The organism is Cocleimonas sp. KMM 6892, assembly GCF_035798195.1.
GTDB lineage: Bacteria > Pseudomonadota > Gammaproteobacteria > Thiotrichales > Thiotrichaceae > Cocleimonas > Cocleimonas flava.
Window position 1 is genome coordinate 416,146 of record NZ_JAPFBV010000001.1, and the last position, 23,994, is coordinate 440,139.

Here is a 23,994-nt window from a genome sequence, read left to right on the forward strand (position 1 = left end):
GTAAGCCTAGGTAGCGGGTCTATGTATTGTAACTATGATAATGAAAAGACGTACTGCTTTAAATCAAGCAATGCGCTTAACAATAAAACTTGCGATTTCTCTTAGTGAATCGGCTTCTTCTCCAAAATCTATGAGAGAGTCTAACGCTTTTTTGTTCAAATTAAACAATTTTTCTTTAGCTGCTGACATTCCCATGATGGACGGATAGGTTGGTTTTCCTGCCGCAATATCGGATCCCTGTTGTTTTCCCAGCGTTTCTGTATCGCTTTGAATATCAAGAATGTCGTCTCTAACCTGAAAAGCCAAACCAATTGCTTGAGAGTATTCTGTCAAACTTCTACGTTTTTTTACAATCTCTTCGCTATTCGCTTGTTCTTTTGTTTCCATACAATACGTCGCCATTTCAACACTTGCTGTAATTAATGCGCCAGTTTTATGGTTATGCATGATTTCTAATTCATCTTCAGTTAACTGCTTTCCCACTGCCGCTAAATCTATACTCTGTCCCTTCACCATACCATCTGGGCCTGAGGCAATTGCCAGGATATTGAGTATTTTTAGCTGATTTTCTGCGCAGATTCCTTGCATTGGGTTTGATAGCAACTGGAATGCCAAGGTCTGCAGAGCATCTCCCGCAAGAATGGCTGTCGCTTCATCGAAAGCGATATGAGTGGTTGGTTTGCCTCTTCTAAGCGCATCATCATCCATACTCGGCAAATCATCATGAATCAGAGAGTAGGCATGTATCAATTCGATAGCGGCCGCAGGTAAATCGAGCAAATCGACATTTATCTTTAATGCTTCTCCGGTGGCATATACCAATAAGGGACGCACACGCTTACCGCCACCCAAAGCTGAATAGCGCATCGCTTCATGCAATTGTGAAGATGAAATGAAAGATGAGCTTGATAGAGGTACCGAGTCTAAAAACTGTTCGATACGATGCTGATAGTCTTCGCGTGTCATAATATTTTAAAAATTAACCTTGGTGTTTGTCGAAAATAGCCTATACAGAACTATCATCAAAATCACTCTCTTCGTCATCTTCACTGAGAATTTTCACACGGTGTTCAGCATCTTTTAACGCTGCCTGACATGCTCTACTCAGCTTCACGCCATTCTCAAATTCTTTTAGTGACTCTTCTAAAGATAGATCACCAGATTCAATTTTCGATACCAATGCTTCCAAATCAGCCATGGCAGTTTCAAAATCTGGTTTTGTTTCATCTGCAGATTCATTTTTCAGAGACTTTTTATTCATCTAAGCTGTGTATCCAATACGTATGCTGGGCTGTTGATTATAATGGCTTAATCCTGAAAGGATAGTGGTGTTTAACAATGCCAACACGGTTTTATGGATAAATAAGTGTAACTTGCAGAGCGCATTAGAATAACCTACCATATCACCCTGTTTTTATAGGAGTGGAAATTCTCATGTTCGATTTTAGTTTTGGTGTACCACTGTTGATCGTTACAGCACTGATCATTTTTGCATGGCTGAGTTTTTTCTCAGTAGTGTTTGGAATGTAAATTTGCTGAGTATTAATTACAGACAATAAAAAGGTCGCTTTATAGCGATCTTTTTATTGTTTTGAATTTACAGCTTGTTAACTGTTGTATTAAGCAGCTTCTACTGAACTCTTTAGCTTTTCAATCGCGTTACTCTCAATCTGACGAATACGCTCAGCCGACACTTCATATTTTGCAGCCAAGTCCTGCAACGTCGCTTTTTCTTCTACTAACCAGCGAGAAGCTAAAATATCCTTACTGCGATCATCTAAGGTAGACATCGCATTTTTGAATAAGACCTGAGTATGAGACTCCCAGTCTGCTGTTTCGATAGCATCAGAAGGATCTTCGACATCGGATTGCAAGTACTGATTCGGAGAATATGCACTATCATCATCGTCATCTGTTGATAAATCAAAACCGATATCCTGACCAGACATGCGCTTTTCCATTTCCAGCACGTCTTTGCTTGTAACACCTAAATCATTCGCGATATCTTTAACTTCTGCATCGTTCATCCACGCTAATCTTTTCTTTTTACTTCTAAGATTAAAGAATAATTTGCGCTGTGCTTTAGTTGTAGCAACTTTAACAATTTTCCAGTTCTTTAAAATAAACTCGTGAATTTCTGCACGAATCCAATGAACTGCAAAAGATACCAAACGCACATTTACCGTCGGATCAAAGCGTTTTACTGCTTTCATTAATCCTACATTACCTTCTTGCACTAAATCAGCTAAAGGTAAACCGTAACCGCTGTAACCGCGCGCAACTTTAATTACAAAACGTAAGTTATGCATAATCAGTTGGCGAGCTGCTTCAAGATCGTCGTTATCGCGTAGCTTAACTGCTAGTTCGCGCTCTTCAGACTTCTTTAAAACCGGAATTTCACGTACAGACTGAATGTAACTCTCGAGACTTCCTGAAAGAACCGGCATAGTCATCGCTGTACTTGTCGCTGCTGTGTTTCCTACTACTAATGTATTGTTTGTCATATCTTTTCCCCTGAAACTTCCTCAGATTGTTATGCTATTTTAGCACTCAAAGACTTAGAGTGCTAATACCACAAAAAGTTTCGGACAATCCGTAATTATTTTTAATAATTAAAGATTTGCGAAGACTTTTTCAGCGGCGCCTAATGTTGCATTTATGTCCTCAACGGTATGTGCATTAGACATAAAACCAGCTTCATAAGCAGAAGGAGCCAGATTAACGCCCTCATCCAACATACTATGGAAGAAACGATTAAATCGCTCTATATTGCACTTTGATACTTGTGCAAAATTTTCTATTTTATCTTCATCACTGAAGAATAAACCAAACATTCCACCCACTTGATTACTGCTTAATGGAATGTCGCTCTGTCGCGCACGCTCTAACATTCCATTAACGAATAATTCGGTTTTCTCTGTTAGCTCAGGATAAAAACCATCACGAGAGATGATTTCCAGTGTCTTCAAACCAGCAGTCATTGCCAACGGATTACCCGATAAAGTACCTGCTTGATAGACAGGACCTAAAGGAGAAAGTTTCTCCATAATATCTTTACGCCCACCAAATGCGGCAGCTGGCATACCGCCACCGATAACTTTGCCCAAGGTAGTCAAATCTGGCTTTATGCCGTAATGTGCTTGTGCACCACCCAGTGCAACGCGGAACCCGGTCATGACCTCATCAAAAATCAATACGGATCCATGCTCATCACACACTTCTCGGAGTGTTTCGAGAAAACCTTCCGAAGGTGGAATACAGTTCATATTCCCTGCTACTGGCTCAACAATAATACAGGCGATCTTATCTCCCATTTTTGCAAACAAGTCTTTTACTTGCTGCGGATTATTGTAATCCAGCGTTAAGGTGTGCTTTGCCAAATCAGCGGGAACACCGGGAGAGTTTGGCTCACCAAAAGTCAAAGCGCCTGAACCCGCTTTTACTAACAACGAATCACCATGTCCATGATAGCCACCCTCAAACTTCACAATATCATCACGACCTGTGAATCCGCGCGCCAATCGAATAGCTGACATGGTTGCTTCAGTTCCAGAGCTCACCATTCGCAACATTTCTATGGAAGGCAGGATTTCACAAATTTTCTTCGATATTGTTACTTCTATTTCTGTTGGCGCACCAAAGCTTAAGCCGTTTTCACTGGCAGTTTTAACCGCTTCGATGACTTCTGGATGCGCATGACCCGCGATCATTGGCCCCCAAGAACCCACATAATCGATATATTTGTTGCCATCTACGTCAAATAAATAAGCGCCTTTTGCTCTTTCTATAAATAACGGGGTACCACCGACGCTTTTAAATGCACGTACGGGAGAATTTACTCCACCAGGGATTGTAAGTTGAGCCTGCTCAAATAAAGATTGAGATTTAGTCATAATAATTCCGAATTTTCTAATTAATATATCGTGCGGTTATTTGTCGTTGTTTTGACGTTTCAATGTAAAACATTACATTGAAAAAAAGTGCCTATAAGTAGGGGGGTGCATTAAATTAAATACACCCCCCCTACTTATAGGCACTTTTTTATTTTATTCCAAGTTAGAATTAACTCAAGCAAGACATCCGTCAATTTTTTGAATGACTATTTATCTATTTGCCTTGTTCTCGGTGAATATGCTTTTATGAGTCTTCTTTACCAGATGGACTGGTATATCGATCATTCAAGGTTTGGACGAATTTGTCGATATCACTGCGTATACCGTCTAATCTTTTACGTACACCTGTACTCCAACCGACTGGATTCTTTCTGAAAATACTGCGCCACCAGCGTGTATTTTTTCTAAACGCATTGGCGATATTTCCATAAGGCTCGTCAGTGCTTAATTTTTTTGCAACGCCATTCACCAATTTTGAACGGACCATCTGATGAATCAGATAGAAGATCACAACTATCGCAGCTAACACCCCGATACCTAATATTTTGTTTTGTTTCAAAGCATCCAGCCATGGAGGATTAAAGACCATTCCCTGCCAGTAACCCGCAATCACTGAAAGTGTTATCAAGCCTAAAATGATAGGAACAAAAACCACCACATCGGTGATTAATACTCTTTTCTTCCAACGTTGCATAGCCAGTTTTACTTGAGGCACTGCTTGTTGCTCTATTTGATTAGAGAGTGACTCCATGCTTCCGATAATTCGATACACTCTTTCTACATCAATATCTTCCATACGTTTAGATATTTCTGCGTAGTCATTATTTCGCTTGTTTAGATATCGCTCCCAAACGGCTTTATTCTCAACAGGGGCAGCTAAGTCAGTATTAAAAATGACGTAGAAACGGCCGGCATTTAAACCACTTTGCACCAACGCTTTTTGCCATGACGCCACAATATCTTCCATATTGTCGTCATTTGCAGATGTATCAATCTGATTCAAGATAAACATGAATTTGCTATTATCACTGCGCTTTTGTGAACCTTGCACAAGATGCTCCAGAGTATCTTGCATTGCTCCTGGCTCAGGATGCCTTGCATCGAACAGCACCAACACCAAGTCCGAAAGATCAATAATATGATCAGTCAGTTTCAAGGTTTCTTTTCGTTGCTCATCCGCGTCAAAACCTGGAGAGTCGATAACTATCTTTCCGCGAAGTTTTTCGCTTGGCGTTGCCTTCATTTGCAAATAATTATCTATTCGTGAGCCTTCGCCCTGCGTAACAGATTCGATGTCTTCGCTTATTTGATAAAAAGGGAAACGAGGATCACCATCTAAAGCAATTCCGGGTAGCGTGCGTACTTTTGAATCTCTGCTGTAAGTGAGAACCGTGAATTTGTCATCGACCGCCTGATTACCTGAGTCTTGAACATTAAGCCCCAGATACGAATTGATGAAACTTGATTTACCAGCGGAGAACGTTCCTAAAATTGAAACCAGTGGCCACCACGATATCTGGGTAGCATACGATTGATCTGCAGCTAACAAACCCATTTTTTGAGAAATTTTGTCGAGCTTTCTATAACGATCTACGACTGATACTAATACAGGGTTTTCGGTCTCAAGGTGTTTTTGCAAAAGCTCTAGTCGGTCTTGCATTCTCTTTGCGGGTGTCATGAAATTTCCTTCCGAGTCACTTTAGACATCTGGTTTTACTGGTTAAAACGGGTGCAACCAAGCATTTAGACTTAGTTCATAGAAATCGCAGGCATAGCCAAGTAGGGGCTATTTATTCGTGCAGGACCTTGATCATTAGACATGGATTGCTGGAAAAGAGCTGGCTGCACTTGATAACTCGAACCTGCTGGTGATACTGGAACAGGCATCGGAATATCCTGCTGATAATTTGAAACAGGTTGTTCTGCAGGGTAGGCGAAATATGATTGCGGCAAAGGCGCTCTAGAACCCGGGAAAGGCATGCTCTGACTATTCTTCCAAGGCAAAAAGTTATTCATAAAGCTTAATGGAGTAGAAATATTCTTATTCATACTCCACATATCTCTTTGCATATTGTTAGTAGATGCCGCCATGTCGTAAGTAGCTGTTCGCATTCCACCAATACTCGTTACCATTTCATCGGTATTTTGCGTCATATTGGTCAAGTTACTCGACATGCTATTGGTAGAATCTACCAGACTATCCATTTTCACAGACATCTGATTCATATCACCAGAGATTGAGCTCATATTATTGTCTAGTGAACCGCTCATATGAGCAATGGTATCAGCCATTCTGTTTACGTCAGATGTTAACGAGAATATAAGAAAAAAGCCGAAAATAGAAAGCACAAAGAAAGCAAACATAGATGGATAGACCAACATCTGCATACGTTTATGAGTTGCTGCAGCCTTCATTTCAAATTCTTGAAGTTCGTTTTCCATTTCAAGAATGTAATCTCTATGTAGTTCGCTCTTAGCCATATTTTCCTAATGTTTGATTATTGTTTTACAGCTTGTAATTTCTTGTGTATCTCTGCTGCGCGATCAGGGTAAAACAGACCGATAAAACCTATCATATTTGCGACTCTTTCAGCGTTACCTTGCTCGATCATAGGTATCGCGATCTCTGAATACAATTGTGCAGCTTTTTTAGGGTAGCCTTGTCGCCAATATACGTTACCTAATTCGCCACGATACTCGATCACATTGGGTTCTAATTCGATTAACTGCGAATATATTTGAGAAGCCTCTTCCAAGCCGTTATTCCAATAAGCTTCGCGGGCCATTAACAGCATTTCTTCGGTACTTGATTGCCCTAAATCTTCAATGCTTTTTGCATCTGCCGTAGCTTCTTCGGGTTTAGGTGTTTCTTCGATTGTAGATGCTGCCTCGGTTGCTGCGACTGCAACATCCGCTTGAGTACCTGTTTTACCCGCTGTTGTTTCTATAACTGCTTGAGGAGCTTCTGCTTCAGTTGCTTCAGCTTCGGCGATTTTCTTCTTAGTCGATGAGCTACTATATCCACCAACAACCAAACCATCAGGGTATGATCTACTAGTTACTGTTGTTGAATCTATTGTTGCCTTTTTAACAATTTCTTCACTTACTGGAGCAGTTTTGTTATCTACCACAGAAGATTGCTTTTCAGTTTGTGTAGATTTTGTATTTTCTGTTTGAGTGCTTGCGGCTACTTCAGTTTCGACCTCAACTATCTCTTCTACAACTACTTTCTTTTTATCTGATTCGATTAAAGCAGAAGTCACTGCAGAAGGTGTTTCTAGTGTCTTAGTCGTGTGAGTAGTTTCAACTTGCTGTTGTTTATTAGCATGATCATCTACATGAACATCCTCTTTAGCACCGTGATTACCAATAGATAAAAGGATTGCTATCGCACCCACGAACCATGTCGCAAGGATAGGATGCCCCATTAACCAACGAACAATATACATTTAATAAATCTCCTTAAAATAATATGTGTCTATTACACGAGTTTATACTAGAAATACTATTCTAGTATAAACTAATACAATAGCTCTCCTAATTCTTCTATTTCTGCAGCGGCCTTTGATTTTGCGTCCATTTCGAACACTGCCATGCCCTCACTAAACGAGCGCCTATATGCTGTTCTTTGATAAAGTCTAGGCTCTATCATTTTAATTCCTGACAAACTGTTTAATGCGTCAAAAGCATCATCTGTTTCCCTCACTGCAGTATGCGTATCTGAGCGATTCATGAAACCAATAATTTCTGGAACTACACCAGTTTTTCTAACGTTACTTATTAATTTTAAAAAACGTTGAGTTGACCATACATCTGCCTGACTTGGTGCAACTGGAATCACGATTCTATCTGCGCGCTGAAGAGCTGTATTCATCGCTTCATTATCTGATATACCGATATCTACGATGACTTCAGTATGTTTACCTTCACTACCTAGCTCATTCGCATTATGAATAGGTTCCAGAGTAGGCATATGACCATCTTCGGTTCTTATTTCCAGAGCATCCGTAATTGTTGCTTGCGGATCTAAATCATAAACAGACACATGTACATTTCTTCGTGTGGCAACCCAAATAGATAAATTAAAGGCGACAGTACTTTTACCTGTACCACCTTTTAAGTTACCTATAACCGTTATCATTTACTTTGACCTTCCAACTCTTTATTTTCTAATTCTGAATGATCTTTCTTCATAGCCTTGTTTTGTGAAGGTAACTTCATACCTTGTTGCCCCCATTGATTGGGAATTGGCGCAAAGTAGTAACTACCATTTAACTGCGGCTGTTGAGGAAAATGATAATTCGGATAAACGGGCATAGGAACATATCTATATTGCTGCATATACCTGACACCATTTGGGTTACCAGGCATCTGCATCCAAATTGGTTGACCATTAAGTTGCGTTTTAGGGCTTTCTTTCTTTAAGTTATTACCCTCAGGAGCAACAGGCATTTTCGGCTTTTGCAGTTTAGCTGTTAATTTATTGCTTGGTAGTTGTGGCGTCTTTTTTAGTTCAGGTTTTAAACTACGAATTTCAGGAGCAAAAGGCTTAACTGGTTTTTTGGCTGTTACTTCGGCAGTACTTTTAGCAGGAGCCTTTATTTCTGGCTTCTTCATAGAGGAATTATCAAGCTTAGGAGCAACTGGTGCTTTTTCTGTTTGCACTGGTTTTTCTATCAAACTCTCCGGTGCTTTTGGCGCTTCAGGCTGAGGTGATAATTGAGGTGCTTGCGGTTTATTTAATGTTCCTGCAGTACTTTTCGAAAAAGGCCCAGGAGGAGGAAGCACAGAAGACTTTAATGTAGACTTGGCATCAGCAGCAACACTAGCTTCAATGCTTTCTGTTAATTCTATAGTTGCTTCATCTTTAGGCGAATCCTCTTTCACGAGGATTTCTACAGTCGTTTCATTAACACTTATTGATTGGTTTTTTTCCAAAGTCGACTGTTTATTATCCGCGTTACCCGTTCCAGTCATTAATATCATTACAGAAGTTACCACTGTTGCAACGACAGCAGTGAGTGCTCCTTTTTTTGCATCATTCATATTCTTACTATACCTACTCTATATATCATTTTTTAAACGTATTCCTCTACGTTTTGGTTTTGAACTAGCCGCACTCTTCTCTGTTTCTGTTGGCTTCGTTGTTGTTTTTGGTTTGGTTTTTGGTTTGGCTGTTGTTTTTGCTTCAGTCTTCGTCTTTGGCTTCGTCTTTGACTTTGACTTTGACTTTGACTTTGACTTTGACTTTGTTTTCGACGATGCCTTATTCTTGGCATTTTTTGTTGATTTAGCGGGAGTTTTAGATTTTGCTCTCGAAGTGACTTTCATTACCTGAGAAGGCTCATCATCTTTCTTTGACTTATCGATCCCTGCTCCGGCGTCAACAACACTTGTCTGATCTCCAGTATTTTCTTGAGCCACAACAACTGAATCATCTGATTTCAAAGGTGCTTTTTCTACTACATGAGAGCTTATATCTCGTTTAAGCTTATATGATTGGTATAAACCTATTAACAAAGAAAGCAGTTTCTTTACTAAGGAGAAAATCACCCTAGCTAGCACCAAAACAATAGCTACAAATATCGATACGACTTTCTTAACACCAGAAAAGAATTTGCCTTCTTTAGCAGATGAGGTGTTCTCAAATTGATTAGGTTCATTCTTCGAAAAATCGGCCTCAAAGTCGGGGGGTGTGATCACTTCTCCATCAGGCCCTACACATAATGCCTTTCCTGCGCTTATACATCCTAAGGGAATCACTAAAAGTGTTAATAAGGTTGATACCAGACCACCGAAAACTAATGATACCGCCATGCCTTTAAAAATAGGGTCTGTAATAATTACCAAAGAACCCCCAATTAAAGCAAATGCTGTAATCGCTATAGGTCGAGTCCTTGCTTCACAAGAATGTATTACCGCATCTACGACGCTCATACCTTCGTTAATCACAGCATTTCTAGAAAAATCGACGAGCAAAATCGAGTTTCTAACGACAATTCCTGCTAAAGCAATAAAACCTATCATAGAAGTTGCGGTGAAATCCGCACCCCAAAGCCAGTGTCCGGGAATAATGCCAATTAATGTCAGTGGTATCGGAGCAATAACTATCGCTGGCAAGATGAAGTTTCCGAATAAACCAACAATTAACATATAGATCAATACAAGTGCTGCCACAAAGGCAATACCCATATCTCTGAATGTCTCAAATGTTACTGTCCATTCGCCGCCCCATTCGAAATTAGTTTTATCAGCAGTGTCTTCTCGACCAAACCAGCTACCACCAGTCACTAGTGTGCCATCAGGAGACTTATAGCCCTCTCCATCATTTGCTTCTGCCAATAAATCTTGCACTTGAAACATGCCATATACGGGTGCCGCTAAGTCACCGACTGTCTCTGCGGTGACAAACTCCACTGCCCGCAAGTCTTTGTGATAGATTGGCTGGTCAGCTTTTTCAGTTACAAACCTGCCAAGCTCAGACAAAGGCATTGTTTTACCCATTTGATTACTTACAGGTAATTGTATGAGTCGGTTGATTTGAGATCTTGCCGCTAACGGTATTTGCATGACTATAGGAGTGGGATCAATCAGCGCATTCTTTTTAATATCACCCAGAACAAACCCACCCATAGCCATTTCTAGAGTCACATTAATATCTTCAACGGAGATCCCATTGCGCTGGGCTTTAGCTGCATCAACCTTAAAGCGCAAAATATCGTGAGGTTCTTCTAAGAAATTATCTACATCACCTAAATTTGGTGCTTTTTCAAATATTTCCGTGATATCCCTTGCGACCTGTCTGCGTGTTTCCGCACTTGGACCATATATCTCAGCCACAACCGATTGAAGCACTGGCGGCCCAGGGGGCATTTCTACTACTTGTATTCTTGCGCCAGCTTCTTTAGCAAGCGGAGTAAGTACTAACCTGGCTTCTTCTGCTATTTCGTGGCTTGATCTATCCCTGTCATGTTTATCCGTTAACTGGATTTGAACATCCCCTTGCCAGGGTTTATCGCGTAAATAATAGTGCCTCACAAGACCGTTGAAATTAAAGGGAGAGGCTGTTCCTGCATAAGTTTGAACTGCGGTCACTTCTTTAACTGCTTGCATTTTTTCTGCTATCTGACTGACCAGATTCGCAGTTACTGGTAGCGCTGTCCCTTCAGGAAAATTCACAACAATATTAAATTCAGGCTTATTATCCAGTGGCAGCATTTTCACCTTCACACCTTTAGTGTAAAAGAGAAGTGTACAGAGGAAGAAGACACCGATTATTCCGAATAAGAGCAACCTTCCTTTTCTCTTATCTTGAATGATTGGAACAATTAACCCACGAAAAAATCTTTCAAGAGCAGCGGCTTGACGATGCTCTTTCTGTTCCATAACTTTCAGCTTTTTTAGGCTAGGCTTAAATTTATTGGTTAACCAAGGAGTGAAAGCAAAGGCAGCAAATAATGAAAAAAGCATTGCTACGGAGCCTAGGATTGGTATGGGAGACATATAAGGCCCCATCATCCCACTCACAAATCCCATTGGTAATAATGCAGCGATTACCGTAAATGTCGCTAAGATTGTTGGATTTCCGACCTCACGCACTGCATCAACCGCCACATCAACATCCAGGCTCTCTGAGAGTAGCCAGCGCCGGTAAATATTTTCCACCACAACAATAGCATCATCGACCAAAATACCGATTGAGAAGATCAAAGCAAACAAGCTAACTCGATCTATAGTCAGCCCTAAAATCCAAGCTGATAAAACCGTCACTGTTATAACTACGGGAATGATTATGAAGGTAACTAATGACGCTCTCCAACCTAGAAACAGCAATACTAAAACTGTCACCATCAGCGTTGCTTCACCTAGCTTAAATAATAATTCATTAACCTTAGATTTTGCTGACTCACCATAATTTCTGGTAATAGCAACGCTCACATTATCCGGAATTAATCGACCTTTTAAATACTCGAGTTTTTCCAATACACGCTCTGCAACTTCAACACCGTTTGCACCGTGTTTTTTGGCAATAGCAATAGTTACCGCAGGAGCACCATGAGCCACCTCATTGCCGGAGTCATTGCTTGCTGCGCCAGTATAATAACCTACAATTTTTGTTGCTTCGCTTGGCCCTTCTTTTACTGTAGCTACGTCACGAACATACACTGGTCGCCCATCAACTACCCCGACCATCAGACGCTTTATATCAGCAGAAGACTTTAAAAAAGAGCCCGTTACTACTTGTACAAACTTGTCATTTGGCTCAACTGACCCAGCATTTCTCTCTGAGTTAGCCATCCTGATTGTATTCGCAACCTGAGTTAAGGAAACACCGTAAGTCGCAAGCCGTTCTGGTAGTATTTCAACAAGGAGTTGATCCGTTCTGCCATCAACGATAAAACTCTGACTAGCATTAGGGACTTCACGTAAGGTCTGCAACAAATCCAGTGCAACGAGCTTCAAAGAAGCATCATCGACGTTATTTGACCAAAGTGTTATTGAAACCACAGGGACATCATCAACCCCAACGGGTTTTACTAGAAAACCAGCGATACCTTGCGGCATTTTATTTCTATTCGATTCAATTTTATCGTGTAATTTTACGATAGACGCTTCAAAGTTTTCACCCACTTTAAACTGAACAGTTATAAGAGCCTGACCACGAGATGACGCTGAATAAACGTGTTTTACGCCGGTAATTTCCGACATGATTCCTTCAAGAGGTCTTGCCACCTGGCTAACAACCTCAGATGAAGTTGCCCCCGGATAGCTGACAAAAATATCAACCATCGGCACTGATATCTGAGGGTCTTCCTGCCTCGGTGTCATCTGCATTCCCAAAATGCCTAAAGCGAGGAAAGCAATCAATAAAAGCAACGCAAGTGGCGAAGTGATAAACGCTTTTGCCATACCACCGGCAAGGCCTAAAGAATGTTTAGGTATTTCTACTTTCTTTGTTCCTTGACCAGTTACGTTATCATTCATATTTATTTGTTCAGTCTATTTAGAGTTATATTTGTTTCGTTTCATAGTTGAGTCATGAATGAATCAAAGTACTGCTGAATCTTTGGGATACCATCCTGAAGATGCTCCTGGAGGGGGATTATTTATAACCCGTTCTCCTACCTTCAAACCTGAAACCACAGACACCAAACCATCACTTTGAGTTACTCCCACTCTAATTAAACGCAATGATGACGTTTTAGTTTCTTCATCTGCCACCAACACCGTTGGCAAGCTTCGACCCGGGATTAAGGCTGTCTTGGGAATTGTAATAACAGAATTACCACCTGGGGTGGTATCGGGTAAAAAGATCTCCGCATACATACCGGGTGCGGCAGATACGCCTATAGGCAAATCGAATTTAACTACCACGGTATGTCGTGAGGGGTCTGCAATAGGATATATTTGAGACACTTTTGCAATGGTACGATTTTTATTGCTGATTCTTACGGGAACACTCATTCCTTTGACTAAGCTTGAAACCAGCATTGAAGGAACATCTGCCTGCAAACGCAAATACTTAATAAAACCAAACTTCATTAAAGGTTGTCCGGGCTGGACAGCGTCTCCCACTTCGACCATTTTACTCATGATGATACCTTCGAATGGCGCGACTGAAACGGTATCTTTTATTTTAGTATTTAATTCATTGAGCTGTGACCAAGCCATCATAACCTGACTTTCAGCCTGGGAAACACCCGTAGCACTGTTCACCAAGTCTGAGTAACGATTATATCCTTGATCAGAGTTACCCATCATGTCATACAGAGGGCGTGTCATGAAGATATCCATCATTGATGGCAGCCCCATTCCAGGCATACCATTAATGCTTTTGCTTTTTGGGGAAATTATTTCGCGTTGGTGTTGTGCTTGTGAATTTTTAAGTGCAGCTTGAGCCGAAGTAATTTGTGCCCACAACGTATTTCTTTTAGCCAATAACTGAGCATCATCAACCTTTGCAAGCATTGCTCCCTTGGTAAAGCCTGACCCTACCTCACCACCTATCGCAGTGATTTTTCCTGGTGTTTGTGCGGTTACCGTAATTTCCCTGTAAGGAACTACCGTGCTACCTAAAATCGTTTGAGAACTTGAAATTGAGCGATTAACTGTAACAATTTCCGTTACATTTTCAGCATGGGTGAATGAAGAAAAAAAGAAAACCGGGGCAATAAAAAAACAAAGACTAGCAACAAGCATTTTATGATGTTTGCACTTCAACATTATTAGTTTTCCTATTATTAATTCCACGTCGGCTCCTATACTGGGCAATTAGCTATTTGAAATCCCCATGAAATTTCACAACACTAAGCTACAGGAGTACCACCCGACTGTTAAAGCAAAACTGATAGAGCCCTTTAAAAGATAGACAATAGTCAGTTGTTTTCTGCCATTAACCCTTTCATTTGGAGGATACAAAGGTTAACCGCACAAATATTGCTGTTTTTACTATAGCTTCTAAATAAGCATATTTCCAGCACAAATCTAGTTCCATAAGGGATAGAAGAGATGAGTTTTATTCTTATTTTTAGGTATTTAGGTATTCTGAAAATTAGCGAATTGGAAACAATCTAATTATCTTACCCCAGTACTTGTGCTCCAGCGTAACCTCAACAGCAACTGGAAGTGCCTTGAGGTCACTCCAGTTTGATTGCCATTGGTCTTTATCGTCCAGCAACCTTAATTCTAATGACTCCACACCCGTCAACAGAGTCATTTCAACAGGTTCAAGATCGATATGATCTATGTATGCCCAGCTGTTTCTTGTTAGCACTTCTTCTTCAAGATCATAACGTACCCGCTCTAAAGAACTCTTAGCTAAAGCCAGCGGGTTCGAAACACCTGCTTTGGTAAATTCTAAAATGCCTTCAGAGTCATCTGAGTCTAAACCATAAGAAAAAGCAGGCTTAACTTCATCTGCATCATAACCAGTCTTTCTCGGCCTGCTTACAACCTGACGTATATCTTTTTCTAAAAACAGCATGGTTCGCTGCAATTCTTTTAGTTTCTGTTCCTGCTCAGTGATAGCCTGATTACTTGTCAGCATATTAGACAAGCCAGCATATGCAGTAATTGCCATAAAAGAAAATATACTCATGGCAACCAAAAGCTCAAGAAGCGTAAAACCTTTTGCTGCTGATTTCATGGCTTAGTTAAAAAGCCCACAACGGTTACAAATGGATCTAGATCATCTTTACTCTCGCCCCACACTGATAACTCAACTCGCTTCACCTTCTCATCATCAGTTTCTATGGTATTTTGCTCCCAATTCCACTTTCTATCAGACATTTCAGATTCACCTTTAACTTTTCCTGTTTTAGGCCACTCAGAACTAAGACGTAATTCCGTTATTTTGTTCATCGCAACCCAGCCAGCAAATGTTTTATCTGTCATTCTCGAGGTGTTTTGCGCTGCATTTTCAATGACTTTAATTGCTCCACCCATTGCTACCGCAACAACAAAAAGCGCAACCATAACCTCTAAAAGCGTAAAACCAGCGTTATTATTTTTCATTTTTGGTGTAGCTCTGCTCTATCTCACCCGTGGCACTGACTACCATTTTAGAAGAATCTTTTTTTTCAAAGAAAAGTTCATAGGTAAACGGTGTCATCTCACCACTGGATAAAAATACGATTTGAGGATTTTCGTTTTCACGCTCTTCTAGATTTGTAGAAATGCCATCCAAATACAATTTAGAGGTAAGCGACGAAGGAAATTCTCGTTTATTGAAAGGTGCTTCTGACAAAGCAGTCCAACTATTGTTTTCATTTCTGTAAAAACCATAGCCTTTATCATCGATTTCCAAAGCTATTTCGGCAGATTGTAAAATCGATTCATCTTGGGCAAGAGAAATCAACGCACTAAATCGTTCGGTGTTTTCTTTCAGTAATTTATCGCCAGCAGGAGGAAAAGATAAAGTCACAGCTCCCATAAGAACTGCAACAATAACGATTACCACCATTATCTCTATTAAGGTAAAACCCTTGTGCGAGATCTTCATCATTTATCTAGGATAGACTTAATTATCTAGTTGCCAGTTACCAATATCATCATCGCTTTGGACACCGTCAGGACCAAAAGAATAAATATCAACGTCTCCCTTTGCACCTGGGCTTAAATAATTATAAGGATTTCCCCAAGGATCAATTGGCGTCTTTTTAGTATAACGTCTCCAGTTTTTAGCTTCAGGATCACCTGACGGCTTGCTTACCAAAGCTTCTAAGCCTTGATCAGTACTTGGGTAGTTATAATTTTCAGCTCTGTAGATTTCAAGCATTGAAGAAATGCTTTTTATGTCTGTCCCTGCTCTTGTCACATTTGCCTTATTCAAATTATCGAAAATAGCCGGACCTACTGCGGCAGCCATTACAGCAATAATTACGACAACAACCATCACTTCAAGCAAGGTAAAACCTAGGCTTTGCGCACGAGACAATGATTGAATGTTATTTCTACTTCTTTTCATTTACTTTCCCTACAATCTTTTGAATTAATCTAATAAATTAAGTTTTCAGGCAAGTTACCGTCATAAACTTATCAAAACTTTTACTTCAAAGGCTCAAAGAATTTATACTATTCACTTTCTCTAAAAGTCTAATTCTTTAAAATGACGGCATTTTGCCATATTTTATACAAGGTTGTTTAAAAATGATCAAATTGAAACAACCGCTTTTCTTGGCAATAATTTCACTTACCGTAGTATTTTTTATTGCCCAACTCCTTCAAAATGATTTCGTTTTTAATCGTGGGCAAATTGAATCTGGGCAGTGGTGGAGAGTTATTGGCGGTAATTTAACGCACTCAAACTACCCACACTTATTTTTAAACCTCAGCGGGCTTTGGATCTTAGCCTTATTATTCATAGACACCTTGAAGGCAAAAACATTCATTTTCTGCAGTGTTTTTCTTTGCCTGATGGTGGGACTTGGTCTTTATTATTTCACCCCTGAACTACATATTTATTATGGATTTTCTGGTGCTCTTTATGGATTATTTTTTATCGGCGGTGTAAACGCGGCTTTGAATAAAGATGTTTTTACTGGCATATCAGTAGCTACACTCATCCTAGGCAAAATCACCTGGGATTTTTTTCAGGGAGGAAGCAGTTCTAGCGAGGAACTCATCGGCATTCCTGTCGCAACTGACGCGCATCAATATGGCTTGATTGGGGCAATAATAATCAGCATTTTATTGTTTATTTTGCACCTTAAAAGAAATAACAATCCATCTAAAGACCAAAAGTCACCCCCCCACTTATAGGCACTTTTTTCATATTCTATTTTAATAGGTTAATCCTGTAAGCAACCCATCCTCTATCCATTGCGATAAAAAACCCGCTATTCGTGCCGGAGCAAGTTCAGCATCTACCCACTCACACACACCCTCGCACAAGCCTTCGAAGTTTCCTGATTGCATAGCAGAATCTAAAGCCCATGCTTCATCGACATCTAACGATCGATAATAGTTGAGTAATTCTTTTCTCCAGACTACCCAGCCTAATGGATAGTCTAATTTTTCTGGAGGAATTGGGTCTAACTGTTCATCAATCGCCGCCCATAGCTGCGGAGTGTTCCATTCAAAATTTATTCGTGACACCGATGGATGAAAGTCAAATTGTAGTTGCCCCCAGTTTTCAATCGGTATTTGCTGCAGTGATTCCATTGAGATCGACGTAGTGTTATTACTGTCAAAAGCTTTTCTTTGTGCCCACTCGAATCTCGCCATTTCTGCCAGCACAGGAACATCGGAATATTCCTTTGCTAAAAATTCCTCAAGGTGGCTACCAAAATAACGTAGAGAAAAGTGATGCGACGGATGAGCCTTCATATACGCGTAACTCATCGTATAAAAACCATCATCACCTAGTAAAGTATGCACAGAAGGGTAATTTTCGGATAACGCATCAATTAAACGATAGCCATAGCCTGCGCCATAGATATCCAAACGCACTTTAGCGCTCACTTCTGCCGTTGACACAATGTCAGTTTGAATAGCATTATCATTTTCTAGCAGAAAAGACATCATGCTTTTTTGCAGTCTATATAACTCGCTCATTGAGCGGATCTCTTATTGGCTGCAGATATTTCTTTCGCCATTTTCAATTCTTTCATCAAATAAGGCAATTCGGGAATATTATCATCACGCTCGATCATCGTTGAAACACCGTCGAAACGTTTAACCGCCTCTGCGTATAAATCCCACACACCTTCAACTACATCGTTATCGTGAGTATCAATAATGTACCCATCATATTGACTATGCCCAGCAAGATGATGCTGCTGAACACGCTCAGGGGGAACGCCATCAAGATAATCCAATGGATTAAAGCCGTGATTGAATGCGCTAACGAATATATTATTAATATCCAGGAGCATTAGACTATCTGATTCTTCAGCAATAGCGGTGACAAATTCCCACTCGGTCATGCCTTCGGATTGTTTGTAGCTTATATAGCTTGATACATTTTCTATCAAAATACGCCTTTCAAGATAATCCTGAGTCTGGCGAATTTTTTCAGACACAAATTTAACCGTTTCTTCTGTGTAGGGTAATGGCAATAAATCATGCGCATTTACACCATCCAAGCCAGTAAAGCACAGATGATCAGAAATCCAGTGCGCTTTGGTACGATCCGCCAACGACTTTACCTGACTCAAATATTTCATATCAATTGGGTCACTGCTGCCGATTGACATGGATACACCGTGCATAACAATCGGATAACGCTCACAAATCTGATCCAGGAAATAAAGTGGCTTTCCACCCTCGACCAAATAGTTTTCAGTGAGAATTTCGAACCAATCAACGTCAGGAGAGGTATCGAGTATCGCATTATAGTGTTCTTTACGTAGGCCTAAGCCAAAGCCAAGAGATGGATATTTCATAGTGAAACCTTAAGGCAAAAAAATACCCGATACAACATAATTGATCGGGCACTTCATAAATCTACTTACTTTTTACGATTAAGCCTGACCTAGCACTTTTCCGCCTTTATCAGCACAATCAGTAGCTGATGCTTTTACCCAGCCCTGACCTTTACAGCTATTAAGACCTTTACATGCACTTGTAGCTGTTGCGCACGCGCTGGTTCCTTTACAAGAGTTTATCCCGGCACACTTTACGTCAGCCATTTTCTTATCTTTCGACATCGATGCTGATTTTGCGCTATCACCACCAGTAGAACAGCCTGCTAACAATAATGCTGCCGCTGCTGAAGCCAATGTAAATCCTGTTACTTTAGATGCTGTTTTCATTTTGTATCTTTCTCCTTGGTATAATTAAATGACCATGTTTTGATATCTTGAAACATGGTCGATAACCTGCAAGATGCAAATCATCCAAATACCTTACGTATCTAATATTTTTTAGATGCATAGCAGCTTGGTTTATATCCAGGCTTTAGAGAAAGCTTTTCCACTTAGTAACTAAATCAACACAATCAACTTAACTTTTGCTCACGAGAAACTGCACGATGTCCGATATCTCTTCGAACATATACATTATCCCAGCTAATTTTATCAACTACAGCATAAGCTACCTGTTGAGCCTCGCTGACACTGTCTCCTAAACCTACCGCGCATAAAACTCTGCCTCCGTTGGTTTTGAGCTCGCCATCATCAACCGTTCCGGCGTGAAAAACTTTACTGTTTTCAGTCTCTTCAGGAATACCTGTAATAACATCGCCTTTGTTGTATTTATCCGGGTAACCACCAGCAGCTAAAACAACACCTAGTGAAGATCGTTGATCCCATTCAATTTGCGCTTCATCTAACTTTTCATCTAAAGCAGCTTCGATTAAATCGACCATACTAGATTTTAAACGCATCATGATAGGCTGTGTTTCCGGATCACCAAAACGCACATTATATTCAAGTACTTTTGAATTACCCTTATCATCGACCATTACACCCGCATACAAAAATCCTGTAAACGGATGCCCTTCATCAGCCATGCCTTTAAGCGTTGGTTCGATTACATCTTTCATTATTTTCTGGCTAATTTCATCAGTCACCACTGGTGCAGGAGAATAAGCCCCCATACCGCCAGTATTTGGACCAAGATCACCTTCATCTCTCGCTTTATGATCTTGAGAAGACGCCATTGGCAAATAATTCTTTCCATCCGCAATCACAATAATGCTAGCTTCTTCGCCCACTAAAAATTCTTCTATGACGACACGATGCCCTGCATCACCAAATGCGTTACCCGCCAACATATCTTTAACCGCGGCGATTGCTTCATCTTCGGTTTCTGCCAGTATCACACCTTTACCCGCAGCGAGCCCATCCGCTTTGACTACGATTGGAGCACCTTGCTCTTTTATGTAAGCAATAGCTTCATCAATATCAGTGAAATTCCCATAAGCAGCAGTAGGAATATTATGTCTGGCAAAAAAGTCTTTAGAAAAAGCCTTAGAGCCTTCTAATTGAGCTGCGCCTTTTGAAGGACCAAAACATCTGAGTCCGTTCTCAGCAAAAAGGTCTACGACTCCCTTAACCAATGGCGCTTCTGGGCCAACGACAGTTAGATCAACATTATTCTCTTGAGCAAACGCCAATAAACCCTCGATATCTTCTGCGCCGATATCTACATTTTCAACTTTTTCTTCTAAAGCCGTTCCTGCATTACCTGGGGCTACAATGACTTTTTCTACTCGCTCTGATTGAGCTATTTTCCATGCCAATGCATGCTCTCTTCCACCACTACCGATGAGTAGTACTTTCATAGTAATTCCTATTTATAAACTGTTTTTAAATTTAACCAGCGCGAATTTTAACAAAACTATGCTTTCAGTTGTTACAATAAATTTTTTATGTGAATCTTTTACGAGACTAAAGCAATGAAAGTTACCTTAGCAAACCCTCGAGGCTTCTGTGCCGGCGTAGATAGAGCTATCGAAATAGTAGATCGTGCCATTGAATTACTCGGCGCTCCCATTTATGTGCGCCATGAAGTGGTGCATAACCGTTTTGTAGTAAGTAATTTACGTGACAAAGGCGCAATCTTCGTCAATGAATTAGATGAAGTCCCTGATGATGCTACCGTAATTTTTAGTGCTCACGGTGTATCACGCGCTGTTCAAGACAAAGCCAAGTCAAGAGGCCTAAATGTTTTTGACGCGACTTGTCCGTTAGTTACCAAAGTTCACATGGAAGTTTTACGGTACAGCAAAGAAGGAAGAGAAACGGTTCTGATCGGCCATAAAGGTCACCCAGAAGTAGAAGGCACTATGGGTCAGTACAACAAGAGCTTTGGTGGGGATATATATCGCGTCGACTCACCCGAGGAAGTGGAGCTATTAGAGGTTAAAAACCCAGACAAGCTTGGATTTGTTACGCAAACCACCCTATCTATGGACGATACTGCAATTATAATCGAGTCTTTGAGGAGTCGATTTCCCAGCATTAAAGGCCCGAAAAAAGATGATATTTGTTATGCGACTCAAAATCGTCAGGATGCTTTAAAGAAACTTGCCGATAAAAGCGACATTATTCTTGTCGTTGGTTCTCCCAATAGCTCGAATTCAAATCGTTTAAAAGAACTCGCTGAGAAAAGAGGCACTCCATCCTATTTAATTGATGGGGCTGAAGACATAGAAGAAAGCTGGTTTACAGATAAAACCTTAAGGGTAGGTGTAACTGCAGGAGCTTCTGCGCCTGAGATTTTGGTGGAGCAGGTTAATAAGAGACTAGAAGAACTTGGTGCTGAAATAATGCCTGATGATCAGGGAATCATAGAAAACGTATCTTTTGTATTACCCAAAGAGCTTCGCTTAAACCCATAGCTTTATGGGTCTTCTGACTTGATTCTTCCAACTCTATTTACTGTTACTTCTTTTAAAGTGACAGTAGGTTCGGACTCATGACCAACATCGAATGTTGTATTGCCTGCCACTCTACCTGAAAACAAGAAGGTAATATTATTAGCGGTACCATTGATAAACATTCTATCAAAACCGTTGTGCACTTTGATAATCTCCTGCTCTTCTTCAAGATTATCATCATTACAATCAACAGCTACTGCAGTAGGTGAACCATCACCATTACAGTCATCATAGACGATCCAGCCACCAGAATAATCAGTCCCACCATTACAGCTAAGCTGATCAGTACTGGCACAAACAATTACATTTCGGCTTCTTTTCAATGCTTCACTTCGAGCCAAAACCATTGAAGAAATAAATTCGTTTGTTGTTGTCGGTATTTTATTATTTCTAATTAATTGAGAAAAACTAGGCACAGCAATTGAAGCAAAAATTGCCACAATACTGATCGTTACAATCATTTCAATAAGTGTAAACCCGGAATTATTTCTAATTTTAGATCTGTTTTTCATATCAATCAGTCCACAAACCATAATGAGGCCAAGGATTGGTCATCGGTTTGTTTTAATTTAAGCCTTTATAATTATTAATATTATTAAACTCAGCCAGAATTTTGATTCTGTACCTATTACTAATGCAGTTGTTTTAACAACTTTTGACTACCTGATATTAAACCATATTTTGATATTTGAAGAGAGACTCTCAGATAAGCGGCCATTTACCACTTGAACGTATAAAATCAAATGATAAATGGCTACAAATAAGAGATGAGTTCAGCAACAAAGTTATTAAGACTTTATTGCTAAAACATATTTAGGTCTTTTTCAGCAATATTTTGCTAAGTGCTGCCAAATCAGCCTCTGTTAGCGTACCTGAAGCCTGTTTCAGCTTTAGAGTATTTAGTAAGAAATCATATCGTGCAGAAGTATAATCACGTCTTGCAGAGAACGTATTTCGCAATGCAAGTAACACATCAACCGCTGTACGTGTTCCCGCTTCAAAACCAGCTTGCGTTGCACTTGCAGCAGTTTGTGATGAATTCAAAGCCTGTTTCAAAGCTTTAACTTGAGCTAATCCTGACACTATTGTTAAATAAGCTGCTCGAGACTGCTGAGTCGCCAAACGTTTTTGTAACTCTACAGTTTGTTGCGCCTGATGTAATTTATGACGAGCTTCACGCACACGCGAAGAAATATTGCCGCCATCCAGAAGGTTCAGGCTATATTGCACACCCACTGTGGCATCAAATTTGTCAGAATCATAAATATCCTCACCTGCAACAGAATTCACACCCTGATTTGCAACCAGGTTAAGGGTACCTTTTTTTGCCGCTCTTTCATATTCTATGGTTTTTTGCGCGACTTCAACGGCATGCTTTGCAGCGATTAAATCTTTACTATTTTCAACCGCGGCTTTAGACCACGCTTCTATATTAGTAGGCTTAGGAACAAGTAGAGGCACATTATCAGCAGCACCATTCAAGTGTTTATAAGCACGTGTAGTAATCGCTCTTAACGACTCTCTAGCAACATCTATTTGTTGATTAGCGATTTCAATCTGCGCCACAGAAAGGTCATATGAAGCTTGAGCTTCTTTTACATCTGTTATGGCTGATCGACCTGCATCAAAAAAGGCTTTAACCTGATTGAGCTGTTTACCGATTGCATTTTTTTCCGCTTTTCTAAACACCAATGTGTCATTAGCATTCAAATAAGCGAAATAAGCATCCGCCACTCTGATAATCAGGTCTTGTCGATCCGATTCTAGCAACGCTTTTGATTGAAGAATCGATGCATCAACTTGATCGATTTGTGCATCTAACTGCTTATTGATAATGACTTTGGTTAAATTTAAATCATAACCAATGTTTGCGTATCCGCCAGCATCTTCTCCACCGTAGGATCTTTTGCCCGTATATTGCGCAGTATAATTCGCGCCAGCAGTGACCGTGAGTTGCGGTTTTAGGCCTGATAAAACTTGTGGTTTAGCTTCAAGCGCAGCAAGAAAACCCATTTCGCTGACTTTCAGCTGGGCATCATTTTTCTTCGCATCCTCATACACTTGTAATAAGGTTTCTGCATTAACAGGAGCAGAAACTGTAGCCATGATTATTGCACTTAATAAGAACGGTTGCTTCAACAAAGCACCTTGAAACAACTTGATATTTAACGATTTTTTAGCTATCTGAAAATTCATCAGAACAGACCCCGAAAGGAAATAAATTTAAAAACGATCAGCATAATGACTCTCTAATATTTAATCAATCTAAAACTATGT

23 protein-coding genes are annotated in these 23,994 nt (G+C 40.2%); 2 read left to right on the plus strand and 21 right to left on the minus strand.

The genetic code is table 11. From position 1 onward, the window contains the following. Nucleotides 1-63 precede the first annotated feature (63 nt). From OO007_RS01885 to gspG, 15 genes are all read right to left on the minus strand, one after another. On the minus strand, nucleotides 64-966 hold the full coding sequence (locus OO007_RS01885; protein ID WP_325807524.1) for a polyprenyl synthetase family protein: 903 nt from the start codon (nucleotides 964-966) through the stop codon (nucleotides 64-66). A 40-nt stretch (nucleotides 967-1,006) separates the two neighbouring features. Further along, nucleotides 1,007-1,261: an exodeoxyribonuclease VII small subunit gene (locus OO007_RS01890; RefSeq protein WP_131904340.1), complete on the minus strand. Its 255-nt coding sequence runs from the start codon at nucleotides 1,259-1,261 to the stop codon at nucleotides 1,007-1,009. Nucleotides 1,262-1,619: 358 nt separating this feature from the next. Beyond that, nucleotides 1,620-2,504 (minus strand): RNA polymerase sigma factor RpoH, encoded by an 885-nt coding sequence (gene rpoH / locus OO007_RS01895; protein ID WP_131904341.1) that lies wholly within the window; start codon nucleotides 2,502-2,504, stop codon nucleotides 1,620-1,622. 108 nt (nucleotides 2,505-2,612) lie between these two features. Continuing rightward, nucleotides 2,613-3,893, minus strand: coding sequence for a glutamate-1-semialdehyde 2,1-aminomutase (gene hemL, locus OO007_RS01900; protein WP_131904342.1), 1,281 nt, complete (start codon nucleotides 3,891-3,893; stop codon nucleotides 2,613-2,615). 244 nt (nucleotides 3,894-4,137) lie between these two features. Continuing rightward, nucleotides 4,138-5,571, minus strand: a complete 1,434-nt coding sequence (locus OO007_RS01905) for a dynamin family protein (RefSeq protein ID WP_325807525.1) — start codon at nucleotides 5,569-5,571, stop codon at nucleotides 4,138-4,140. 71 nt (nucleotides 5,572-5,642) lie between these two features. Next, on the minus strand, nucleotides 5,643-6,374 hold the full coding sequence (locus OO007_RS01910; protein WP_131904344.1) for a hypothetical protein: 732 nt from the start codon (nucleotides 6,372-6,374) through the stop codon (nucleotides 5,643-5,645). A 17-nt stretch (nucleotides 6,375-6,391) separates the two neighbouring features. Next, nucleotides 6,392-7,342 carry a tetratricopeptide repeat protein gene (locus tag OO007_RS01915; RefSeq protein ID WP_325807526.1) on the minus strand — a complete coding sequence of 317 codons (951 nt, stop codon included), beginning with the start codon at nucleotides 7,340-7,342 and terminating at the stop codon, nucleotides 6,392-6,394. Between the two features lie 71 nt (nucleotides 7,343-7,413). Next, entirely contained in the window at nucleotides 7,414-8,034 is a 621-nt protein-coding gene (locus OO007_RS01920; protein ID WP_325807527.1) for an AAA family ATPase, read from the minus strand. Continuing rightward, on the minus strand, nucleotides 8,031-8,939 hold the full coding sequence (locus tag OO007_RS01925) for a hypothetical protein (RefSeq protein ID WP_325807528.1): 909 nt from the start codon (nucleotides 8,937-8,939) through the stop codon (nucleotides 8,031-8,033). The genes OO007_RS01920 and OO007_RS01925 overlap by 4 nt, the downstream gene beginning before the upstream one ends. An 18-nt stretch (nucleotides 8,940-8,957) precedes the next feature. After that, on the minus strand, nucleotides 8,958-12,878 hold the full coding sequence (locus OO007_RS01930; protein WP_325807529.1) for an efflux RND transporter permease subunit: 3,921 nt from the start codon (nucleotides 12,876-12,878) through the stop codon (nucleotides 8,958-8,960). 63 nt (nucleotides 12,879-12,941) lie between these two features. Then, nucleotides 12,942-14,117, minus strand: a complete 1,176-nt coding sequence (locus tag OO007_RS01935) for an efflux RND transporter periplasmic adaptor subunit (RefSeq protein ID WP_325807530.1) — start codon at nucleotides 14,115-14,117, stop codon at nucleotides 12,942-12,944. A gap of 328 nt (nucleotides 14,118-14,445) precedes the next feature. Next, nucleotides 14,446-15,039, minus strand: a complete 594-nt coding sequence (gene gspJ, locus OO007_RS01940; RefSeq protein WP_325807531.1) for a type II secretion system minor pseudopilin GspJ — start codon at nucleotides 15,037-15,039, stop codon at nucleotides 14,446-14,448. Then, the gene (gspI, locus tag OO007_RS01945) at nucleotides 15,036-15,407 is read right to left on the minus strand and encodes a type II secretion system minor pseudopilin GspI (RefSeq protein WP_131904350.1); all 372 of its coding nucleotides are present in this window, start codon (nucleotides 15,405-15,407) and stop codon (nucleotides 15,036-15,038) included. Before gspI ends, gspJ begins: the two co-directional genes overlap by 4 nt. After that, nucleotides 15,397-15,894, minus strand: coding sequence for a type II secretion system minor pseudopilin GspH (gspH, locus tag OO007_RS01950; RefSeq protein ID WP_325807532.1), 498 nt, complete (start codon nucleotides 15,892-15,894; stop codon nucleotides 15,397-15,399). Before gspH ends, gspI begins: the two co-directional genes overlap by 11 nt. 18 nt (nucleotides 15,895-15,912) lie before the next feature. Continuing rightward, nucleotides 15,913-16,359, minus strand: coding sequence for a type II secretion system major pseudopilin GspG (gene gspG, locus OO007_RS01955; RefSeq protein WP_131904352.1), 447 nt, complete (start codon nucleotides 16,357-16,359; stop codon nucleotides 15,913-15,915). A 182-nt stretch (nucleotides 16,360-16,541) separates the two neighbouring features. On the opposite strand from gspG, the gene rrtA reads away from it, so the two are divergent. Further along, nucleotides 16,542-17,153, plus strand: a complete 612-nt coding sequence (rrtA, locus tag OO007_RS01960; RefSeq protein WP_325807533.1) for a rhombosortase — start codon at nucleotides 16,542-16,544, stop codon at nucleotides 17,151-17,153. Nucleotides 17,154-17,174: 21 nt separating this feature from the next. Here the strand turns inward: rrtA and OO007_RS01965 are convergent, their stop codons facing one another. From OO007_RS01965 to purD, 4 genes are all read right to left on the minus strand, one after another. After that, nucleotides 17,175-17,948, minus strand: a complete 774-nt coding sequence (locus OO007_RS01965) for an HvfC/BufC N-terminal domain-containing protein (protein ID WP_325807534.1) — start codon at nucleotides 17,946-17,948, stop codon at nucleotides 17,175-17,177. Then, entirely contained in the window at nucleotides 17,945-18,778 is an 834-nt protein-coding gene (gene bufB, locus OO007_RS01970) for an MNIO family bufferin maturase (protein WP_325807535.1), read from the minus strand. Before bufB ends, OO007_RS01965 begins: the two co-directional genes overlap by 4 nt. Before the next feature lie 78 nt (nucleotides 18,779-18,856). Continuing rightward, nucleotides 18,857-19,147 (minus strand): BufA2 family periplasmic bufferin-type metallophore, encoded by a 291-nt coding sequence (gene bufA2, locus OO007_RS01975; RefSeq protein WP_131904356.1) that lies wholly within the window; start codon nucleotides 19,145-19,147, stop codon nucleotides 18,857-18,859. Nucleotides 19,148-19,332: 185 nt separating this feature from the next. Next, nucleotides 19,333-20,619 carry a phosphoribosylamine--glycine ligase gene (gene purD, locus OO007_RS01980; RefSeq protein WP_325807536.1) on the minus strand — a complete coding sequence of 429 codons (1,287 nt, stop codon included), beginning with the start codon at nucleotides 20,617-20,619 and terminating at the stop codon, nucleotides 19,333-19,335. 114 nt (nucleotides 20,620-20,733) lie between these two features. Here purD and ispH point away from each other — a divergent pair, with 114 nt between their 5' ends. Continuing rightward, the gene (gene ispH / locus OO007_RS01985) at nucleotides 20,734-21,678 is read left to right on the plus strand and encodes a 4-hydroxy-3-methylbut-2-enyl diphosphate reductase (RefSeq protein WP_325807537.1); all 945 of its coding nucleotides are present in this window, start codon (nucleotides 20,734-20,736) and stop codon (nucleotides 21,676-21,678) included. A 2-nt stretch (nucleotides 21,679-21,680) separates the two neighbouring features. On the opposite strand, the gene OO007_RS01990 is transcribed toward ispH, so the two are convergent. Both OO007_RS01990 and OO007_RS01995 read right to left on the minus strand, forming a co-directional pair. Next, complete coding sequence (locus OO007_RS01990) at nucleotides 21,681-22,229, minus strand: GspH/FimT family pseudopilin (RefSeq protein ID WP_325807538.1); 549 nt, start codon at nucleotides 22,227-22,229, stop codon at nucleotides 21,681-21,683. Between the two features lie 301 nt (nucleotides 22,230-22,530). Beyond that, on the minus strand, nucleotides 22,531-23,913 hold the full coding sequence (locus OO007_RS01995; RefSeq protein ID WP_325807539.1) for a TolC family outer membrane protein: 1,383 nt from the start codon (nucleotides 23,911-23,913) through the stop codon (nucleotides 22,531-22,533). Nucleotides 23,914-23,994: the final 81 nt, after the last annotated feature.

What these genes read in the sequence shown, in the direction of transcription:
- OO007_RS01885 (WP_325807524.1), bottom strand. Translation starts at nt 966, where the DNA reads ATGACACGCGAAGACTATCAGCATCGTATCGAACAGTTTTTAGACTCG.
- OO007_RS01890 (WP_131904340.1), bottom strand. Translation starts at nt 1,261, where the DNA reads ATGAATAAAAAGTCTCTGAAAAATGAATCTGCAGATGAAACAAAACCA.
- rpoH (WP_131904341.1), bottom strand. Translation starts at nt 2,504, where the DNA reads ATGACAAACAATACATTAGTAGTAGGAAACACAGCAGCGACAAGTACA.
- hemL (WP_131904342.1), bottom strand. Translation starts at nt 3,893, where the DNA reads ATGACTAAATCTCAATCTTTATTTGAGCAGGCTCAACTTACAATCCCT.
- OO007_RS01905 (WP_325807525.1), bottom strand. Translation starts at nt 5,571, where the DNA reads ATGACACCCGCAAAGAGAATGCAAGACCGACTAGAGCTTTTGCAAAAA.
- OO007_RS01910 (WP_131904344.1), bottom strand. Translation starts at nt 6,374, where the DNA reads ATGGCTAAGAGCGAACTACATAGAGATTACATTCTTGAAATGGAAAAC.
- OO007_RS01915 (WP_325807526.1), bottom strand. Translation starts at nt 7,342, where the DNA reads ATGTATATTGTTCGTTGGTTAATGGGGCATCCTATCCTTGCGACATGG.
- OO007_RS01920 (WP_325807527.1), bottom strand. Translation starts at nt 8,034, where the DNA reads ATGATAACGGTTATAGGTAACTTAAAAGGTGGTACAGGTAAAAGTACT.
- OO007_RS01925 (WP_325807528.1), bottom strand. Translation starts at nt 8,939, where the DNA reads ATGAATGATGCAAAAAAAGGAGCACTCACTGCTGTCGTTGCAACAGTG.
- OO007_RS01930 (WP_325807529.1), bottom strand. Translation starts at nt 12,878, where the DNA reads ATGAATGATAACGTAACTGGTCAAGGAACAAAGAAAGTAGAAATACCT.
- OO007_RS01935 (WP_325807530.1), bottom strand. Translation starts at nt 14,117, where the DNA reads ATGTTGAAGTGCAAACATCATAAAATGCTTGTTGCTAGTCTTTGTTTT.
- gspJ (WP_325807531.1), bottom strand. Translation starts at nt 15,039, where the DNA reads ATGAAATCAGCAGCAAAAGGTTTTACGCTTCTTGAGCTTTTGGTTGCC.
- gspI (WP_131904350.1), bottom strand. Translation starts at nt 15,407, where the DNA reads ATGAAAAATAATAACGCTGGTTTTACGCTTTTAGAGGTTATGGTTGCG.
- gspH (WP_325807532.1), bottom strand. Translation starts at nt 15,894, where the DNA reads ATGAAGATCTCGCACAAGGGTTTTACCTTAATAGAGATAATGGTGGTA.
- gspG (WP_131904352.1), bottom strand. Translation starts at nt 16,359, where the DNA reads ATGAAAAGAAGTAGAAATAACATTCAATCATTGTCTCGTGCGCAAAGC.
- rrtA (WP_325807533.1), top strand. Translation starts at nt 16,542, where the DNA reads ATGATCAAATTGAAACAACCGCTTTTCTTGGCAATAATTTCACTTACC.
- OO007_RS01965 (WP_325807534.1), bottom strand. Translation starts at nt 17,948, where the DNA reads ATGAGCGAGTTATATAGACTGCAAAAAAGCATGATGTCTTTTCTGCTA.
- bufB (WP_325807535.1), bottom strand. Translation starts at nt 18,778, where the DNA reads ATGAAATATCCATCTCTTGGCTTTGGCTTAGGCCTACGTAAAGAACAC.
- bufA2 (WP_131904356.1), bottom strand. Translation starts at nt 19,147, where the DNA reads ATGAAAACAGCATCTAAAGTAACAGGATTTACATTGGCTTCAGCAGCG.
- purD (WP_325807536.1), bottom strand. Translation starts at nt 20,619, where the DNA reads ATGAAAGTACTACTCATCGGTAGTGGTGGAAGAGAGCATGCATTGGCA.
- ispH (WP_325807537.1), top strand. Translation starts at nt 20,734, where the DNA reads ATGAAAGTTACCTTAGCAAACCCTCGAGGCTTCTGTGCCGGCGTAGAT.
- OO007_RS01990 (WP_325807538.1), bottom strand. Translation starts at nt 22,229, where the DNA reads ATGAAAAACAGATCTAAAATTAGAAATAATTCCGGGTTTACACTTATT.
- OO007_RS01995 (WP_325807539.1), bottom strand. Translation starts at nt 23,913, where the DNA reads ATGAATTTTCAGATAGCTAAAAAATCGTTAAATATCAAGTTGTTTCAA.